Here is a 17,988-nt window from a genome sequence, read left to right on the forward strand (position 1 = left end):
CAAGATGGAGGAGCTGGTCAGTAGCCTCGATTATGCTCGACAAATGGCCGCTATTGCAGAAAAACATGGGCAGCGACTGAGAAGGTCCACCTGGCCTTGAGCGCAGGTGGCATGAGCCGTAACGGTAAACAAGGAGACAGCGAAATTACCCAGAGTGAACTTGAAGAACTCAGCGGAACTTTGCTGGTGGACCTTGCTACTACCGTATGGGGGAGTAGCAATCCTCAAACCTTGGTGACGGATAAAGCTTCCGACTAACCAGTGGGGGGGTGGTCGCTACTGTGGTGGTAACGCTCACGCAGTAGCGACTTTTGGCAGTACCGCGCTCGCAGGTCCCTGCCGGCCCGTAATCTTCATGGGTATGAGCGGGGAGCAGAAGCTACTGCACCGGATCACTCACCGGCTTGGCAAAGATGGCCTTGAGTTCGCTGGTCATCGGGAACTCCAGGTTCAAGCCTTTAGGCGGAATCGGCTGTTCGAACCAGCGCTGGTAGATCCCGTTGATCTCCCCTGAGCTGTACAGTTCGCCCAGCGACGCGTTCACCAGCGCGAGGAACTGCGGGTCATCCTTGCGCACCATGCAGCTGTAGATTTCCCGCGACTGCTCTTCCCCGACCACCACCCAGTTGTGCGGATCGCGAGCCTTGGCGCGTTCGCCGTAGAGCAGCGCATCGTCCATGTAGAACGCCGCCGCCCGGCCGGACTGCAACATCTGGAAAGCTTCACCATGGTCCTTGGCGCTGATCACGTACATGTCCATCTTGTTATCGACGTTGTAGCTTTTCAGATAGCGTTCGTTCGTGGTGCCTGCAGTGGTTACCACATTCTTGCCGCGCAGGTCGGTGAAACTCTTGATTCCGCTGTCTTTGGCTGTCAGTAATTGACCTTTGACATAGATGAACCCGTAGGAAAACGCCACCTGCTTCTGGCGCTCTGCGGTGACGCCGGTCGAGCCGCACTCCAGGTCAACGGTACCGTTCTGTACCAGCGGAATGCGGGTTTGCGATGTCACCAGGTTGTACTTCACCTTGAGCTGGGGCAATGCCAGCTTTTGCTGTACCCGCTCGACGATCTTTTTCGCCAGGTCTACTGAGTAGCCCATGGGTTGTCCCGAATGGTCTCCCACGTAGGAGAACGGCACCGAAGCATCGCGATAGCCCAGGGTAATGCTGTTGGCTCTGGCAATCTTGCTCAGGGTAGGCCCCAGCGCTGCTTCGTCAGCATGGGCCTGGGTGCCTAGCAACAGGCCAAGGGTGCAGCCGATCAACGTGATTTTTCGCATTGTTATTCTCCGTTGTAGGTGAGGGGTTAGCGACGTGCTGCAATAACGGTTATTTCCACCAACACCTGCGGACGCGCCAGTTCGGCCTGCAAGGTGGTGCGACTTGGTGCCTGGCCGGGCGACAACCAGGCGGACCACACTTCATTCATCGCAGCGAAATCTTTACCGATGTCCTTCAGGTAGATGGTCGCGCTGAGCAAGTGATCCTTGTCGCTGCCCGCCTCGGCCAATAATGCGTCGATCTTTTCCAGCACTTGGCGAGTCTGGCCGCCGGCATCGGTGGCGTCGTCCGGCACCTGGCCAGAGAGAAACACCAGGTCGCCGAAGGTCACGGCGCCGGACAAGCGTGGATTGGGCTGGATACGGTTAATGGTCATCGGGTGGTCCTTCTAAGGAGTTAGCGTTCAAGCTGCGCGGGGCGTAAAACCCTGCAGGTCGATGGAGGGGCGGCGCTGGCCGATCAGTTCACTGAGCAATCGTGCACTGGCGCAGGCCAGGGTGAAGCCCAGCGCACCATGGCCGAGGTTCAGCCACAGATTGCTATACGCCGTTGCGCCCAGCAGCGGTACGCCGCTGGGGGTCGCCGGCCGCATGCCGGCCCATTCGATGGCGTAGTCGTAGTCACCAGCATTGGCGAAGGTTTCACGGGCCTGGCGTTTTAGCAGGGCCAGGCGCTTGGGGTCCAGCGACGGATCGAAACCGACAATGTCGACCATCGCCGCCACCCGCAGCTGTTCGCCAATCCGGGCGTAGACGATCTTGCGATCGTAGTCGGTGATGCTCAGGTCCGGCGCCTTGTGCTGTGCGCCGATCGGTAATGTCAGGCTATAGCCCTTGAGTGGATACAGCGGCAGGTCGATGCCCGGCAGTGCCAGCAACGCACTGCGATGGCCGGCCGCAACCACCAGGTGCTCCACCGGCAGCACTTCGTCGTCCAGTTCAATCGCATTCACCACGCCATGCGCATGGCGAATTGCGGACACCGCCTGGCCCAGGCGGAACTTGCAGCGTCCCGACGCCTGCAGGCGCGCCGCCAGTTGCTGGCAAAAGCTGTGGCAATCGCCGACTTCTTCATCCGGGGTATAGATGGCGCCGACAAAGGGCGCCTCTGCCAGTGCCGGGTCCAGACGGGTGCAGTCGGCGTGCGACAGCACCTGTTGTTGCTGGGGCGCGGCAAGGTTCTTGCGCGCATGTTCGAAGCTGCTGGCCTGGCGGAAGGTGACCAGCTTGCCGTTGCGCCGCCAGTTGAAACCGTCCAGGCCATCCTCTTCTCGCCAGGTTTGCAAGGTCGATTGGCTCAACAGCGCGAGGCGCAACAGGTGGCCTGCGTTGGCGCGGTTGACCGAGGAGCGGCAAGCACCAAGGAATGCTGCCATCCAGCGCCATTGGGCACGATCGAAGCGCGGGCGCAATCGCAGCGGCGATTCACCGCGCAGCATCCAGCCAAGGGCCTGCAATGGCACACCTGCGTCGGCCAGGGGCGCCACGTACCGATAGGACAGCTGGCCGCCGTTGGCGAAGCTGGTTTCACTGCCCAACGAATCGCGAGCCTCGATCAGCGTCACGTCAAAGCCGTCGCGTACCAGTGCGTAAGCGGTTGACAGGCCAATGACGCCACCGCCGATGATGCATACATGCTGAGCCATGTCAGTCCTTGGTCGTGGTTGGAACGAGGCTGAGGTTAGGGCCAGGTGACAGGTGGCGAAAAATGAATAAAGATCGCTGAGCCATAAACAAAGGTTATGGACTTGCCATGCGCCTTCGCCATATCGAGATTTTCCAGGCCATCCGCCAGACCGGCTCGGTCAGCGGTGCCGCACAGTTGCTGCACGTTTCCCAACCTGCCGTGACCAAGGTTCTGCAGCACGCCGAGCAGCAACTGGGCTTCCCGTTGTTCCTGCGGGTGCGCGGCAAGCTGCAGCCCACGCCCGAAGCGCTGGAGCTGGAGCGTGAGGTCGACAAGGTAACGGAGAGTCTGCAAGGGGTGCGACGCCTGGCGCAAAGCCTGCGTCGCGCGCCAGGCCACAGCCTGCGGATCGGTGCGACCCCGGCACTGGCCCTGTCGCTGCTGCCGCCGGCCATTCATGAATGGACCCAGCGTTATCCGGATATCGCCTGCGAGTTGTCCAGCGCCCACAGTCGCGAACTGGTGCAGAACCTGTTGATGCGGGAGATCGATGTCGCCCTGACCTTGCAACAGCCAGATCACCCTGCGCTCAAGGCTCAGGCGCTGGCCAGCGGGGTTTTGGTGGCATTGGCACCGGCAGGTTATTGGCCGCTGGAAGATGAAGGCAAGCCGCTGCCGTTGGCGGCACTGGCCGGTGCGCCCATGATCGGACTGTCCAGCGCCGACCCGCTGTCGGTGCGCCTCGAAAGCTACCTCAAGGCGGTGGAGCCGCCGCCACGGGTGAGCATTGCGGTGCAAACCTATTCACTGGCCAGGGCGATGGTCGAATCCGGTGCTGGGCTGGCGGTGATCGATCCCTTCACCGCACTTGGCGCGGCGCCTGGGGCGACCGCGATCAGGCCGCTGGCCCCGGCGCTGCCGATTACCTTGTATGCGGTGACCCGCACTGCCGAACCGTCACCGCATACATTGAGCGAGCTGCTGACGATTTTCAGCAGCCGTGCCCAGGGGCAGCTGGATCGCTGGCGTTGACCGGACGGGCAAAAAAAAAACCGACCATAAGGTCGGTTTTTTCCGGATCTTGGTGCCCCGAGGGAGACTCGAACTCCCACTCCTTTCGAAAACGGATTTTGAATCCGCCGCGTCTACCAATTCCGCCATCAGGGCTTGTGGCGCGCAGTATAGAGAGCCACCGCTGGTCGGTCAATCGGCTTTCATGGTCAATTTTCACACATTGGGCTAAACTTCCCGGCCCTGCCGAACCGAACATCATCATGCGCGTCGCCGATTTTTCCTTCGAACTCCCCGATTCCCTGATCGCCCGCCACCCGTTGGCCGAGCGCCATGGCAGCCGTCTGCTGGTGCTCGATGGGCCAACCGGCGCGCTGGCGCACCGGCAATTCCCCGATCTGCTCGAGTACCTGCGCCCCGGCGACCTGATGGTGTTCAACAACACCCGGGTGATCCCGGCGCGGTTGTTCGGCCAGAAAGCTTCCGGCGGCAAGCTGGAAGTGCTGGTCGAGCGCGTGCTCGACAGCCATCGGGTGCTGGCCCATGTGCGCGCCAGCAAGGCGCCCAAGGTAGGCGCGGTCATCCTCATCGATGGCGGCGGCGAGGCCGAAATGGTCGCACGCCATGACACGCTGTTCGAGCTGCGCTTCACCGAAGAGGTGCTGCCGCTGCTCGACCGTGTCGGCCACATGCCGCTGCCGCCGTACATCGACCGCCCCGACGAGGGCGCCGACCGTGAGCGCTACCAGACTGTGTACGCCGAACGAGCCGGTGCAGTCGCCGCACCGACCGCAGGCTTGCACTTCGATGAGGCGTTGCTGGAGAAGATTGCCGCCAAGGGTGTAGAGCGTGCCTTCGTCACCTTGCACGTGGGCGCGGGCACCTTCCAGCCGGTGCGGGTCGACAAGATCGAAGACCACCACATGCATAAAGAGTGGCTTGAAGTGAGCCAGGAGGTGGTCGATGCCATCGAGGCTTGCCGCGCCCGTGGTGGCCGGGTAATCGCAGTCGGCACCACCAGCGTGCGTTCGCTGGAGAGCGCAGCGCGCGATGGCGTGCTCAAGGCCTTCAGTGGCGATACCGACATCTTCATCTACCCGGGCCGGCCGTTCCATGTGGTCGACGCCCTGGTCACCAACTTCCACCTGCCGGAGTCCACGCTGCTGATGCTGGTCTCGGCCTTCGCCGGCTACCCCGAGACCATGGCCGCCTACGCGGCAGCGGTCGAGCAGGGGTACCGCTTCTTCAGTTACGGTGATGCCATGTTCATCACCCGCAATCCGGCGCCACGCGGGCCCGAGGATCAAGCATGAGTCGCACCTGTCGAATGTCCTTCGAACTGCTGGCCACCGACGGCAAGGCCCGTCGTGGCCGCATCACTTTCCCACGTGGCACCGTGGAGACTCCGGCGTTCATGCCGGTGGGCACCTATGGCACGGTCAAGGGCATGCTGCCACGCGACATCGAAGCCATCGGCGCCGAGATGATCCTGGGCAACACCTTCCACCTGTGGCTGCGCCCGGGCACCGAGGTGATCAAGAAGCACAACGGCCTGCACGACTTCATGCAGTGGAAAGGCCCGATCCTCACCGACTCTGGTGGCTTCCAGGTGTTCAGCCTGGGCGCCATGCGCAAGATCAAGGAAGAGGGCGTGACCTTCGCCTCGCCGGTCGATGGCGCCAAGGTGTTCATGGGCCCGGAAGAGTCGATGCAGGTGCAGCGTGACCTGGGCTCGGACGTGGTGATGATTTTCGACGAGTGCACCCCGTACCCGGCCGAGCACGATGTGGCGCGCGCGTCCATGGAGCTGTCGCTGCGCTGGGCCCAGCGCTCGAAGAACGCCCACGCCGACAACACTGCGGCGCTGTTCGGTATCGTCCAGGGCGGCATGTACCAGGACCTGCGCATGCGCTCGCTGGAAGGCCTGGAAAACATCGGCTTCGACGGCCTGGCCATCGGTGGCCTGTCGGTGGGCGAGCCCAAGCACGAAATGATCAAGGTGCTGGATTACCTGCCGGGCCAGATGCCTGCTGACAAACCTCGTTACCTTATGGGGGTAGGCAAACCGGAAGATCTCGTTGAGGGTGTGCGCCGCGGCGTCGACATGTTCGACTGCGTGATGCCGACGCGTAACGCGCGCAACGGTCATCTGTTCGTCGATACAGGGGTGATCAAGATTCGCAATGCGTTCCATCGCCACGATGATTCGCCGCTGGATCCGACCTGTGACTGCTACACCTGCACCAACTTCTCCCGCGCCTATCTCCATCACCTGGACAAGTGCGGCGAAATGCTGAGCAGCATGCTGAATACCATCCACAACTTGCGCCATTACCAGCGCTTGATGGCCGGTTTACGCGAGGCTATTCAACAAGGTAAATTGGCCGCCTTTGTCGACGCCTTCTACGCCAAGCGCGGGCTTCCTGTGCCGCCTTTGGACTGACTGTCTGCATCCATTATTAGAAAATTACATTAGGAGTGCCCAATGAGCTTCTTGATCCCCGCCGCTTACGCGGACGCCGCTGCACCTGCCGCCGGCCCAGCCGGTACCGGCTTCGAGTGGATTTTCCTGGTCGGTTTCCTGGTCATCTTCTACCTGATGATCTGGCGCCCGCAGGCCAAGCGTGCAAAAGAGCAGAAGAACCTGCTGAGCAACTTGCAGAAGGGTGACGAAGTTGTCACCAACGGCGGCATCGCCGGCAAGATCGTCAAGGTTTCCGATGATTTCGTGGTCCTGGAAGTTTCCGACAACGTCGAGCTGAAGTTCCAGAAGGGTGCCATCGCGGCCACCCTGCCAAAAGGTACGCTCAAGGCTATCTGAGTTACCGGTTTCATTTTTCCAGTCGGGGCGCGCAAAGCGCCCCGCGTCTTGAACGGGCGGCGTGATGCTGAACAAATACCCTCTGTGGAAATACGCACTGATCGTGCTGGTACTGGCGATCGGTTTTATTTATTCCGCTCCCAACCTCTACCCGGATGATCCGGCGGTACAGATCAGTGGTGCCAGTTCGGCGCTGCAGGTGAACCAGGCCGACCTCGACCGCGTCAGCAAGGCGCTGGTCGATGCCAAGATCGCCGTCAAGGGCGTGAGCCTGGGTGAGAAGGGCAGCGGGCTGATCCGCCTGACCAATCAGGAAGACCAGCTACCAGCCAAGGATGTAGTGCGCAAGGCACTGGGCGATGATTACGTCGTGGCCCTGAACCTGGCCCAGACTACCCCGCAATGGCTGCGCAACCTGGGCGCAAGCCCGATGAAGCTGGGCCTGGACCTGTCAGGTGGTGTGCACTTCCTGCTGGAAGTGGACATGGACAAGGCCATGAACGCCCGCATGAAAGTCTACGAAGGCGAGGTCAAGACCTTGCTGCGCAAAGAGCGCGTCCGCTACCGCAGCCTGCCGCAGCAGGATGGCGGCATCATGCTGGGCTTCGCTGACGATGCTACCCGCGAACAGGCTCGTGTCCTGATCCGCAAGAATTTCAATGACTTCGACCTGACCACCACCGAGCGCAACGAGCTCGCCGTGCTGCGTCTGGCGCTGACCCAGGCGAAAGTCGCCGAGATCCGCGAATACTCGATCAAGCAGAACCTCACCACCGTCCGCAACCGGGTCAACGAGCTGGGTGTGGCCGAGCCGCTGGTACAGCGCCAGGGCGCCAACCGCATCGTGGTCGAGCTGCCAGGCGTGCAGGACACTGCCGAAGCCAAGCGTATCCTGGGTAAAACCGCCAACCTGGAGTTCCGCTTCGGTGCCGAGCCAGGCGCATCCAAGGCCACCACCGAGGTGTTCGAGTTCCGTGAAGGCGGCCGTTCCGCCGCGGTCGAGCGCGGCCTGATCATCACTGGTGACCAGGTAACCGACGCCCAGGCCAGCTTCGACGAACAAGGTCGCCCGCAGGTGAACATCCGCCTGGATGGCCACGGTGGCGAGCTGATGACCCGCGCTACCCGCAGCAACGTCGGCCGCAGCATGGCGGTGATCTTCATCGAGCAGAAGCCGGTCACCCGCTACGTCAAGCAGACCGTCGACGGCGTCGAGAAGGACGTTGCCGTACAGAGCTTCCAGGAAGAGAAGAAGATCATCAGCCTGGCGACCATCCAGTCGCCGCTGGGCAGCCAGTTCCGCATCACCGGCCTGAACGGCCAGGGCGAATCGTCCGAACTGGCCCTGCTGCTGCGTGCCGGTGGCCTGGCTGCGCCGATGTACTTTGCAGAAGAGCGTACCATCGGCCCAAGCCTGGGTGCCGACAACATCACCAAGGGTATCGATGCGTCGCTGTGGGGCATGCTGTTCGTCTCGCTGTTCATCATCGCCATCTACCGCGCCTTCGGTGTGATCGCCACCATCGCCCTGGCAGGCAACATGGTCCTGCTGCTGGCACTGATGTCGCTGTTGGGCGCCACCCTGACCCTGCCGGGTATTGCCGGTATCGTGTTGACCATGGGTATGGCGGTGGACGCCAACGTGCTGATCTTCTCGCGTATCCGCGAAGAGCTGAACGCCGGCATGTCGGTGCAACGCGCCATTCATGAAGGCTTCAACCGCGCCTACACCGCGATCATCGACGCCAACCTGACCAGCCTGCTGGTCGGCGGCATCCTGTTCGCCATGGGTACCGGCCCGGTCAAGGGCTTTGCGGTCACCATGTCCCTCGGGATTTTCACCTCGATGTTCACCGCCGTCATGGTGACCCGTGCAATGGTCAACCTGACCTGCGGCGGGCGTGACATCAAGAAGCTGTGGGTTTGAGGGAGCTGCGATGAAAACCATCAACTTCATGGGCGTGCGCAATGTCGCGTTCGCCGTTACCGTGCTCCTCACCGTGCTGGCTCTGTTCAGCTGGTGGCAGAAGGGCCTGAACTTCGGCCTGGACTTCACCGGCGGTACGCTGATCGAGCTGACCTACGAGCGCCCGGCCGACCTCAAGGCGGTGCGTGCCGAGCTGGTCAATTCCGGCTTCCACGAAGCAGTAGTGCAGAGCTTCGGTGCCACCACTGACCTGCTGGTGCGCATGCCGGGTGATGACCCGCAGCTGGGCAACAAGGTAGCTGAAGCCCTGCAGAAGGCTGGCGGCGACAATCCGGCCAAGGTCAAGCGTGTCGAGTTCGTTGGTCCGCAGGTGGGTGAAGAGCTGCGCGACCAGGGTGGCATGGGCATGCTTCTGGCCCTGGGCGGCATCCTCATCTACCTGGCCTTCCGCTTCCAGTGGAAGTTCGCCGTGGGCGCGATCGTCTCGCTGATCCACGACGTGGTGGTGACCCTGGGTATCCTGTCGTTCTTCCAGATCACCTTCGACCTGACGGTGCTGGCAGCGGTGCTGGCGATCATCGGCTACTCGCTGAACGACACCATCGTCGTGTTCGACCGGGTGCGCGAGAACTTCCGCGTCATGCGCAAGGCCTCGCTGATCGAGAACATCAACGTTTCCACCACCCAGACCCTGCTGCGGACCATCGCCACCTCGGTTTCGACCTTGCTGGCCATTGCCGCGCTGCTGTTCTTCGGTGGCGACAACCTGTTCGGCTTCTCGCTGGCACTGTTCATCGGCGTCATGGCCGGTACCTATTCGTCGATCTATATCGCCAACGTGGTACTGATCTGGCTGAACCTGAGCAGTGAAGACCTGATCCCGCCAGCCAAGACCGATGGTGTGGACGACCGTCCATAAGGCGTGCTCCACGCCGTTTGGCGGCCAAAAAGGCGCGAGTGTTGAACTCGCGCCTTTTTTTTTACTCCAAGGCTGGGAGAAGGCGGGTCGGACCCGCGGGTGATGATCAGGAGGTTCATGTGAACAAATCAATGCTTGTGGGTGCGGTACTGGGTGCTGTCGGTGTGACTGCCGGAGGTGCTGTCGCGACCTACAGCTTGGTCAACAAGGGGCCTGAATATGCACAGGTCACCGACGTGCAACCGATCAAACAACAGGTAAAAACCCCCCGTGAGGTCTGCAAGGACGTCGCCGTGACGCGTCAGGCGCCGGTCAAGGACCAGCACCAGATCGCCGGTACCGTGGTGGGCGCCATTGCCGGTGGCCTGCTGGGTAACCAGATCGGTGGTGGTAGCGGCAAGAAGATCGCCACCGTTGCCGGTGCGGTCGGTGGTGGTTATGCCGGTAACAAGGTGCAGGAGGGCATGCAGGAGCGTGACACCTACACCACCACGCAAACCCGCTGCAATACGGTCAACGATATCAGTGAGAAGGTGGTGGGCTACAACGTGAAGTACACCATCGGCGACAAGGTCGGGCAGGTGAAGATGGATCACGAGCCCGGTTCGACCATTCCACTGGACAAGAATGGCAAGCTGATCCTGAGTGAAGCCGGCCAGTAAGGCCGCATGGCTTCGACAGGCATAAAAAAAGCACCCCGAGGGGTGCTTTTTTGTTTGCCGGCAATCCGCGCTTAGCGCTTCATGTTCTCTGGCAGGTGCGGCTGGATGGCAGTCAGCACGGCCTTGAAGCACTTGATGTTGCCCGCAACGATATGGCCCTTCTCGAGGAAGTCATGGCCGCCGTTGAAGTCGCTCACCAGGCCGCCCGCTTCCTGGATCAGCAGCACGCCGGCCGCCATGTCCCATTCGGATAGGCCCGACTCCCAGAAAGCGTCGAAACGGCCGGCGGCCACGTAGGCCAAGTCCAGGCTGGCGGAGCCGGCGCGGCGAATGCCGGCGGTCTGGCCAGTCAGGGCGCGGAACATGCCCAGGTAGTTGTCCAGGTCGGCCATCTGGCTGTCACGGAACGGGAAGCCGGTGCCCAGCAGGGCGCCTTCCAGGCTGGTGCGCGAGCTGACACGCAGGCGGCGACCATTGAGCTGGGCGCCACGGCCGCGGCTGGCAGTGAATTCTTCCTGGCGAACCGGGTCGACGATCACGGCGTGCTCAAGGCGGCCACGGTATTTGCAGGCGATGCTGACGGCGAAGTGCGGGATGCCTCGCAGGAAGTTGGTGGTGCCGTCCAGCGGGTCGATGATCCACAGGTAATCCTTGCCTTCTTCGCCGCTACCCGCGTGCAGGCCGGTTTCCTCGCCCTGGATGGAGTGGTTCGGGTAGGCCTTGCGCAGGGCGTTGACGATGCTCTGCTCGGCGGCGCGATCGACTTCGGAGACGTAGTCCTTGGCCTCTTTCTCATCGACCTTGATGCTATCCAGGCGTTCGATGGAGCGGAAAATCAGTTCACTGGCGCTGCGAGCGGCGCGCAGGGCGATATTCAGCATAGGCTGCATGGGCGGGTCACCTGGAGATGTTAAAGAAGAAAGCCGATCATTCTAGCAGAAAACTTTGGCGGCAGAAGTGTCACATTTGCTTTCATGGCGTTACGTCTGTCGGTTCTGTAAGATCGAAGGCCCTGATTCCTGCATCTGTGAGCACAACACCTTGCTGCAAAATATTCGTGTTGTTCTGGTCAATACCAGCCACCCCGGCAACATCGGCGGCGCTGCGCGTGCCATGAAAAACATGGGCTTGTCGCGTCTGGTGCTGGTACAGCCGAAAGAGTTCCCCGCCGTGGATGCCAGTGCCCGAGCCTCGGGTGCCGACGATGTGCTGGACAATGCCCAAGTGGTCGACAGCCTCGAGCAGGCGTTGGTCGGCTGCAACCTGGTAATGGGCACCAGCGCCCGCGAGCGGAGCATCCCCTGGCCGCTGATCGGCCCGCGCGAGTGTGCGGCCAAGGCGGTGGAGCATGCCAACGGTGGCGAGGAAATCGCCCTGGTGTTCGGGCGTGAACACGCCGGCCTGACCAACGAAGAACTGCAGCGATGTCACTTCCACGTGCACATTCCCTCCAACCCCGACTTCAGCTCGCTGAACCTGGCCGCCGCTGTCCAGGTGCTCTCCTACGAGGTGCGCATGGCCTGGCTTGCCGCCGGTGCAGCGCCGGGCAAAGTCGAGAAGGTTGACGCCAGCGAGCTGGCGACGATGGACGAAATGGAGCTGTTCTACGACCACCTGGAGAAGACCCTGGTCGGTATCGGCTTTCTCGACCCCGAAAGGCCCAAGCACCTGATGCCGCGCCTGCGCCGGCTGTATGGGCGGGTGGCGGTCGAACGTTCGGAAATGAGCATTTTGCGCGGCATCCTCACCGAGACCCAGAAAGTGGTCCGGGGCGAGCCGCATAAACGGAAGGACTGACAGATGTTCGAACGCCTGCGTGAAGATATTCAAAGCGTATTCCACCGCGACCCGGCTGCGCGCAACGCCTTTGAGGTGCTGACCTGCTATCCAGGCATGCACGCCATCTGGCTGCACCGCCTGGGCAATGCCCTGTGGAAGCGTGATTTCAAGTGGCTGGCCCGCCTGGTATCGAACTTCGGCCGCTGGCTGACCGGCATCGAGATCCACCCCGGCGCCACCATCGGACGGCGCTTCTTCATTGACCACGGCATGGGCATCGTCATCGGCGAAACCGCCGAGATCGGCGACGATGTCACCCTTTATCAGGGCGTGACCCTGGGCGGCACCAGCTGGAACAAAGGCAAGCGACACCCCACCCTGGAAAACGGTGTGGTGGTAGGGGCGGGGGCCAAGGTGCTGGGCCCGTTCACCGTCGGCGCCGGGGCCAAGATCGGTTCCAATGCGGTGGTGACCAAAGCCGTGCCGGCCGGGGCTACGGCGGTTGGTATCCCCGGGCGAATCATCGTCAAGAGCGAAGACAACGAGGTCGAGGCCAAGCGTAAGGCCATGGCTGAAAAGATTGGCTTCGATGCCTACGGCGTCAGTGGCGACATGCCCGACCCGGTGGCCCGTGCCATCGGCCAGATGCTCGACCACCTGCAGGCAGTCGACGAACGGCTGGAGGGCATGTGCGGCGCCCTGACCAAGATGGGCAGTGATTACTGCGCCAAGGAACTGCCAGCCCTGCCGGAAGATGACTTCAAGGAAGTTGCCCAGGTGGCTCAGCGCGACACTCAGTCACATTGATTACGCCGCGCTGAAATCATGGTGACATACGGGGCGTGTGCTCACGCCCCCTGTCTGCTACAATCGCGCCCGCCTCCCCGATGCAAACCCGACTAAAGCACTAGGTCTAATAGTTGACTTAAATGCTCGGGAATCGCATACTCGCTCACATCCTGTAACTCCCGTGGTACCCAATAGCCATGCGACTGACTACCAAAGGCCGATACGCCGTGACCGCCATGCTCGACCTGGCGTTGCACGCGCAGCATGGGCCGGTGTCTTTGGCCGACATTTCCGAGCGCCAGGGCATTTCCCTCTCTTATCTGGAACAGCTGTTCGCCAAGCTGCGCCGCAGCAGCCTGGTCTCCAGCGTGCGTGGTCCAGGCGGTGGCTACCAGCTGTCGCGGGGCATGGAAACCATCCAGGTGGCCCAGGTCATCGATGCGGTCAACGAATCGGTCGATGCCACCCGTTGTCAGGGCCTCGGGGACTGCCATGCCGGTGATACCTGCCTGACCCACCACCTGTGGTGCGACCTCAGCCAGCAGATCCATGAATTCCTCAGCGGTATAAGCCTGGCCGACCTCGTCATGCGCCGTGAGGTGCAGGAAGTCGCCCAGCGCCAGGACCTGCGTCGTGTCGCAGGCCGAACCGCCCAGCTGGACAAGATTGAGACGTCCGCCGTCGATTGATCCCACCGGGACGACGAGCGACGCCACCGCCTGATAGGAGAGACAAATGAAGTTGCCGATCTACCTCGATTACTCCGCGACCACCCCGGTCGACCCACGCGTGGCCCAGAAGATGGCCGACTGCCTGCTGGTCGACGGGAACTTCGGTAACCCGGCTTCGCGCTCCCACGTCTTTGGCTGGAAAGCCGAGGAAGCGGTCGAGAACGGTCGCCGCCAGGTTGCCGAACTGATCAACGCCGATCCGCGCGAAATCGTCTGGACCAGCGGTGCCACAGAGTCCGACAACCTCGCACTCAAGGGCGTCGCGCACTTCTATCAGACCAAGGGCAAGCACATCATCACCTCCAAGATCGAGCACAAGGCGGTCCTGGATACCGCTCGCCAGCTGGAGCGTGAAGGTTTCGAAGTCACCTACCTCGAGCCAGGCGAAGACGGCATCGTCACCCCGGCCATGGTCGAGGCGGCGCTGCGCGACGACACCATCCTGGTTTCGCTGATGCACGTGAACAACGAAGTTGGCTCGATCAACGATATCGCCGCCATCGGTGAACTGACCCGCTCGCGCGGCGTGCTGTTCCACGTTGACGCCGCGCAATCGGCCGGCAAGGTCGAAATTGACCTGCAAAAGCTGAAGGTCGACCTGATGTCGTTCTCGGCGCACAAGGTATACGGCCCGAAAGGCATCGGCGCGCTGTACGTCAGCCGCAAGCCTCGTGTGCGCCTGGAAGCCATCATTCACGGCGGCGGCCATGAGCGCGGCATGCGTTCGGGCACCCTGCCGACCCACCAGATCGTCGGCATGGGCGAAGCCTTCGCCATCGCCAAACAGGAAATGGCCGCGGAAAACGTACGCATCAAGGCCCTGAGCGACCGCTTCTTCAAGCAGGTCTCGGACCTCGAAGAGCTGTACGTCAATGGCAGCAAGACTGCCCGCGTACCGCACAACCTGAACCTGAGCTTCAACTACGTCGAAGGCGAATCGCTGCTGATGTCGCTGAAGGATATCGCCGTATCGTCCGGTTCGGCCTGCACCTCCGCGTCGCTCGAGCCGTCCTACGTATTGCGCGCCCTGGGCCGCAACGACGAGCTGGCGCACAGCTCGATCCGCTTCTCCTTCGGCCGCTTCACCACCGAAGAAGAAGTCGACTACGCCGCGCAGAAAGTCTGCGAGGCCGTGAACAAACTGCGTGAGCTGTCGCCGCTGTGGGACATGTACAAAGACGGCGTTGACATCTCCAAGATCGAGTGGGCCGCCCACTAAGCAGTCGCCGGCAAGAGCGGCTCCCTGATGAGGAAGGAATTGCACCATGGCATACAGTGAAAAGGTCATCGACCACTACGAAAACCCGCGCAACGTCGGCAAGATGAACGCCGAAGACCCGGACGTCGGTACCGGCATGGTCGGCGCCCCGGCCTGCGGTGACGTGATGCGCCTGCAGATCAAGGTCAACGAGCAGGGCGTGATCGAAGACGCCAAGTTCAAGACCTACGGCTGCGGTTCGGCCATCGCTTCCAGCTCCCTCGCCACCGAGTGGATGAAGGGCAAGACCCTGGACGAAGCCGAAACCATCAAGAACACCCAGCTGGCCGAAGAACTGGCGTTGCCGCCGGTCAAGATCCACTGCTCGGTACTCGCCGAAGATGCCATCAAGGCAGCCGTTCGCGATTACAAGCAGAAGAAAGGCTTGATCTAAGTCGCCTGTTGCGAGGTAAGGAGTCCTGATGGCTATCAGCATGACAGAAGCCGCCGCCAACCACGTGCGGCGTTCCCTGGAAGGGCGCGGCAAGGGCGAAGGCATTCGCCTGGGCGTGCGCACCACCGGTTGCTCGGGCCTGGCCTACGTGCTGGAGTTCGTCGACGAGCTGGCGGACGAGGACCAGGTGTTCGAGAACCATGGCGTCAAGGTGATCATCGATCCCAAGAGCCTGGTCTACCTCGATGGCACCGAACTGGACTTCGTCAAGGAAGGGTTGAACGAAGGCTTCAAGTTCAACAACCCCAACGTGCGCGGTGAGTGTGGCTGCGGCGAAAGCTTCAACGTTTGAGGCTGGCTGTGGGCACTCCTTGTCATTTCGCATTGTTTGACCTCCAGCCAAGCTTCCGCCTGGATCTCGACAAGCTGGCCACTCGCTATCGCGAGCTGGCCCGCGAAGTCCATCCCGACCGCTTTGCCGACGCCTCCGAGCGCGAGCAGCGCGTGGCGCTGGAAAAGTCCGCGGCACTCAACGACGCCTACCAGACACTGCGCAGTGCGCCGCGTCGCGCCCGCTACCTGCTGGCCATCGGCGGCCACGAAGTGCCTCAGGAGGTCACGGTCCACGACCCTGACTTCCTGTTGCAGCAGATGCAGTGGCGTGAAGAGCTCGAAGAATTGCAGGACGAAGCCGACCTCGATGGCGTGGCCGTGTTCAAGAAGCGCCTGAAGGTCGCCCAGGACACGCTGAACGAGGACTTTGCCGCCTGCTGGGACGCCCCAGGCGAGCGCGACAAGGCCGAACGCCTGATGCGCCGCATGCAGTTCCTCGACAAGCTCGCCCAAGAAGTGCGCCAACTGGAAGAGCGCCTCGACGATTAACCCGGTGCTGCCCGTGATAGCACCTAAGGTATTCAGATAAGCATGGCCCTACTGCAGATTGCCGAACCCGGTCAAAGCCCTCAGCCGCATCAGCGCCGCCTGGCGGTGGGGATCGACCTGGGTACCACCAACTCCCTGGTCGCCGCACTGCGCAGCGGCCGTAGCGAGCCCCTGCCCGACGCGCAGGGCAATGTCATTCTGCCGTCCGCGGTGCGCTACCTCGAAGGGCGCAACGAAGTGGGGCAGGCTGCACGCGATGCCGCTTCCAGCGACCCGCTGAACACCGTGCTGTCGGTCAAGCGCTTGATGGGGCGCGGCCTGGCCGACGTCAAGCAACTGGGCGAGCAGCTGCCGTACCGCTTCGTTGGCGGTGAGTCGCACATGCCGTTCATCGACACTGTGCAGGGGCCGAAAAGCCCGGTGGAAGTGTCCGCCGATATTCTCAAGGTGCTGCGCGAGCGTGCCGAAGCCACCCTTGGTGGTGAGCTGGTGGGCGCGGTTATCACCGTGCCGGCCTATTTCGACGATGCCCAGCGCCAGGCCACCAAGGACGCTGCGCGCCTGGCCGGCCTGAACGTGCTGCGCCTGCTCAACGAGCCGACCGCCGCTGCCGTGGCCTATGGCCTGGACCAGAACGCCGAAGGCGTGGTGGCCATCTATGACTTGGGCGGCGGTACCTTCGACATTTCCATTTTGCGCCTGACTGCCGGCGTATTCGAAGTGCTGGCCACCGGTGGCGATACCGCCTTGGGCGGTGACGACTTCGACCACGCCATCGCTGGCTGGATCATCGAGCAGGCCGGGCTGTCATCCGACCTGGACCCGGCCACCCAGCGCGCACTGTTGCAGACCGCCTGCGCCGCGAAGGAAGCCCTGACCGACGCCGACGTGGTCAGCGTCAGCCATGGCACCTGGCAGGGCGAGCTGAGCCGCGCTGGCTTCGAAGCCATGATCGAGCCCATGGTCGCCCGCAGCCTCAAGGCCTGCCGTCGCGCCGTGCGTGACAGCGGTATCGAGCTGGAAGAAGTCAGTGCCGTGGTCATGGTCGGTGGTTCGACCCGCGTACCGCGTGTGCGTGAAGCCGTCGGAGCACTGTTCGGTCGCACCCCGCTGACCTCGATCGACCCCGACCAGGTGGTGGCCATCGGTGCCGCCATCCAGGCCGATACCTTGGCCGGCAACCGCCGCGAAGGTGGCGAACTGCTGCTGTTGGATGTCATCCCGCTGTCGCTTGGCCTTGAGACCATGGGCGGGCTGATGGAGAAGGTGATCCCGCGCAACACCACCATCCCGGTGGCGCGTGCCCAGGAGTTCACCACCTATAAAGATGGCCAGTCGGCCATGATGATCCATGTACTGCAGGGCGAGCGCGAGTTGATCAGCGACTGCCGCTCGCTGGCGCGCTTCGAGTTGCGTGGCATTCCGGCCATGGTCGCCGGTGCGGCAAAAATCCGCGTCACCTTCCAGGTCGACGCCGATGGCCTGCTCAGCGTCGCCGCACGCGAGCTGGGCTCGGGCGTGGAAGCCAGCATCCAGGTCAAGCCGTCCTATGGCCTGACCGACGGCGAAATCGCCCGCATGCTCAAGGACTCCTTCGAACACGCAGGTTCCGACAAGCAGGCCCGCCAGCTGCGCGAGCACCAGGTTGACGGCGAGCGCCTGCTCGAAGCGGTACAGGGCGCCCTGGACGCCGACGGCGAACGCCTGCTCAGCAGTGACGAGCGCGTCGCCATCGAATTCCAGATGCAAGAACTACGTGATTTGCTGGCCGGCACCGATGGCGCAGCCATCGAGCAACAGACCAAGCGTCTGTCGCAGGTGACCGACGCATTTGCCGCCCGTCGCCTTGATTCGACGGTCAAAGCCGCACTGGCCGGGCGCAACCTGAATGAGATCGAGGAGTAAC

At 62.3% G+C, this 17,988-nt stretch carries 20 protein-coding genes and 1 tRNA gene; 16 read left to right on the plus strand and 5 right to left on the minus strand.

Features of this window, described 5'->3' with window-relative positions:
• The first annotated feature begins 111 nt into the window (after positions 1-111).
• On the plus strand, positions 112-258 hold the full coding sequence (locus NY023_RS04585) for a hypothetical protein (protein WP_178119459.1): 147 nt from the start codon (positions 112-114) through the stop codon (positions 256-258).
• A gap of 121 nt (positions 259-379) precedes the next feature.
• Here NY023_RS04585 and NY023_RS04590 read toward each other — a convergent pair whose 3' ends face one another.
• From NY023_RS04590 to NY023_RS04600, 3 genes are read right to left on the minus strand one after another with little or no spacing between them, the layout of a single operon-like run.
• Entirely contained in the window at positions 380-1,282 is a 903-nt protein-coding gene (locus NY023_RS04590; protein WP_013971004.1) for a transporter substrate-binding domain-containing protein, read from the minus strand.
• A gap of 26 nt (positions 1,283-1,308) precedes the next feature.
• Positions 1,309-1,659, minus strand: a complete 351-nt coding sequence (locus NY023_RS04595; RefSeq protein WP_013971005.1) for a RidA family protein — start codon at positions 1,657-1,659, stop codon at positions 1,309-1,311.
• A gap of 27 nt (positions 1,660-1,686) precedes the next feature.
• Positions 1,687-2,928, minus strand: coding sequence for a D-amino acid dehydrogenase (locus tag NY023_RS04600; RefSeq protein ID WP_013971006.1), 1,242 nt, complete (start codon positions 2,926-2,928; stop codon positions 1,687-1,689).
• Positions 2,929-3,035: 107 nt separating this feature from the next.
• Between NY023_RS04600 and NY023_RS04605 the strand changes: the two genes are divergently transcribed.
• A complete protein-coding gene (locus NY023_RS04605; protein ID WP_013971007.1) occupies positions 3,036-3,941 on the plus strand; it encodes a LysR family transcriptional regulator in 906 nt (301 codons plus the stop codon).
• A gap of 50 nt (positions 3,942-3,991) precedes the next feature.
• On the opposite strand, the gene NY023_RS04610 is transcribed toward NY023_RS04605, so the two are convergent.
• Positions 3,992-4,076, minus strand: a tRNA-Leu gene (locus NY023_RS04610).
• Between the two features lie 107 nt (positions 4,077-4,183).
• Here NY023_RS04610 and queA point away from each other — a divergent pair.
• The 6 genes from queA to NY023_RS04640 all read left to right on the plus strand — a co-directional run bounded on the left by queA (position 4,184) and on the right by NY023_RS04640 (position 10,249).
• Complete coding sequence (gene queA / locus NY023_RS04615; protein WP_013971008.1) at positions 4,184-5,233, plus strand: tRNA preQ1(34) S-adenosylmethionine ribosyltransferase-isomerase QueA; 1,050 nt, start codon at positions 4,184-4,186, stop codon at positions 5,231-5,233.
• Between the two features lie 14 nt (positions 5,234-5,247).
• Entirely contained in the window at positions 5,248-6,363 is a 1,116-nt protein-coding gene (tgt, locus tag NY023_RS04620) for a tRNA guanosine(34) transglycosylase Tgt (RefSeq protein ID WP_013971009.1), read from the plus strand.
• A gap of 42 nt (positions 6,364-6,405) precedes the next feature.
• Complete coding sequence (yajC, locus tag NY023_RS04625; RefSeq protein WP_003259111.1) at positions 6,406-6,741, plus strand: preprotein translocase subunit YajC; 336 nt, start codon at positions 6,406-6,408, stop codon at positions 6,739-6,741.
• Between the two features lie 64 nt (positions 6,742-6,805).
• Positions 6,806-8,668, plus strand: coding sequence for a protein translocase subunit SecD (secD, locus tag NY023_RS04630; protein WP_013971010.1), 1,863 nt, complete (start codon positions 6,806-6,808; stop codon positions 8,666-8,668).
• A 10-nt stretch (positions 8,669-8,678) separates the two neighbouring features.
• On the plus strand, positions 8,679-9,587 hold the full coding sequence (gene secF, locus NY023_RS04635) for a protein translocase subunit SecF (RefSeq protein WP_013971011.1): 909 nt from the start codon (positions 8,679-8,681) through the stop codon (positions 9,585-9,587).
• Between the two features lie 119 nt (positions 9,588-9,706).
• Complete coding sequence (locus NY023_RS04640; protein WP_013971012.1) at positions 9,707-10,249, plus strand: glycine zipper 2TM domain-containing protein; 543 nt, start codon at positions 9,707-9,709, stop codon at positions 10,247-10,249.
• A gap of 71 nt (positions 10,250-10,320) precedes the next feature.
• Here NY023_RS04640 and suhB read toward each other — a convergent pair whose 3' ends face one another.
• The gene (gene suhB, locus NY023_RS04645) at positions 10,321-11,139 is read right to left on the minus strand and encodes an inositol-phosphate phosphatase (protein ID WP_003257850.1); all 819 of its coding nucleotides are present in this window, start codon (positions 11,137-11,139) and stop codon (positions 10,321-10,323) included.
• A gap of 151 nt (positions 11,140-11,290) precedes the next feature.
• Between suhB and trmJ the strand changes: the two genes are divergently transcribed.
• The 8 genes from trmJ to hscA all read left to right on the plus strand — a co-directional run bounded on the left by trmJ (position 11,291) and on the right by hscA (position 17,987).
• Complete coding sequence (gene trmJ, locus NY023_RS04650; protein ID WP_044046898.1) at positions 11,291-12,046, plus strand: tRNA (cytosine(32)/uridine(32)-2'-O)-methyltransferase TrmJ; 756 nt, start codon at positions 11,291-11,293, stop codon at positions 12,044-12,046.
• A 3-nt stretch (positions 12,047-12,049) separates the two neighbouring features.
• The gene (gene cysE, locus NY023_RS04655) at positions 12,050-12,835 is read left to right on the plus strand and encodes a serine O-acetyltransferase (protein ID WP_013971015.1); all 786 of its coding nucleotides are present in this window, start codon (positions 12,050-12,052) and stop codon (positions 12,833-12,835) included.
• Positions 12,836-13,014: 179 nt separating this feature from the next.
• Positions 13,015-13,506: a Fe-S cluster assembly transcriptional regulator IscR gene (iscR, locus tag NY023_RS04660; RefSeq protein WP_008092572.1), complete on the plus strand. Its 492-nt coding sequence runs from the start codon at positions 13,015-13,017 to the stop codon at positions 13,504-13,506.
• A 46-nt stretch (positions 13,507-13,552) separates the two neighbouring features.
• Complete coding sequence (locus tag NY023_RS04665) at positions 13,553-14,767, plus strand: IscS subfamily cysteine desulfurase (RefSeq protein WP_013971017.1); 1,215 nt, start codon at positions 13,553-13,555, stop codon at positions 14,765-14,767.
• 46 nt (positions 14,768-14,813) lie between these two features.
• A complete protein-coding gene (iscU, locus tag NY023_RS04670; RefSeq protein WP_003248539.1) occupies positions 14,814-15,200 on the plus strand; it encodes a Fe-S cluster assembly scaffold IscU in 387 nt (128 codons plus the stop codon).
• Positions 15,201-15,228: 28 nt separating this feature from the next.
• Positions 15,229-15,552 carry an iron-sulfur cluster assembly protein IscA gene (gene iscA, locus NY023_RS04675; RefSeq protein ID WP_003257854.1) on the plus strand — a complete coding sequence of 108 codons (324 nt, stop codon included), beginning with the start codon at positions 15,229-15,231 and terminating at the stop codon, positions 15,550-15,552.
• Positions 15,553-15,560: 8 nt separating this feature from the next.
• Positions 15,561-16,082, plus strand: coding sequence for a co-chaperone HscB (gene hscB / locus NY023_RS04680; RefSeq protein WP_015269012.1), 522 nt, complete (start codon positions 15,561-15,563; stop codon positions 16,080-16,082).
• A gap of 42 nt (positions 16,083-16,124) precedes the next feature.
• Complete coding sequence (gene hscA / locus NY023_RS04685; RefSeq protein WP_013971019.1) at positions 16,125-17,987, plus strand: Fe-S protein assembly chaperone HscA; 1,863 nt, start codon at positions 16,125-16,127, stop codon at positions 17,985-17,987.
• The last annotated feature ends 1 nt before the right edge of the window (position 17,988 follow it).

This window comes from Pseudomonas sp. NBB, assembly GCF_032701105.1.
In the GTDB taxonomy this organism is placed as follows: domain Bacteria; phylum Pseudomonadota; class Gammaproteobacteria; order Pseudomonadales; family Pseudomonadaceae; genus Aquipseudomonas; species Aquipseudomonas asiatica.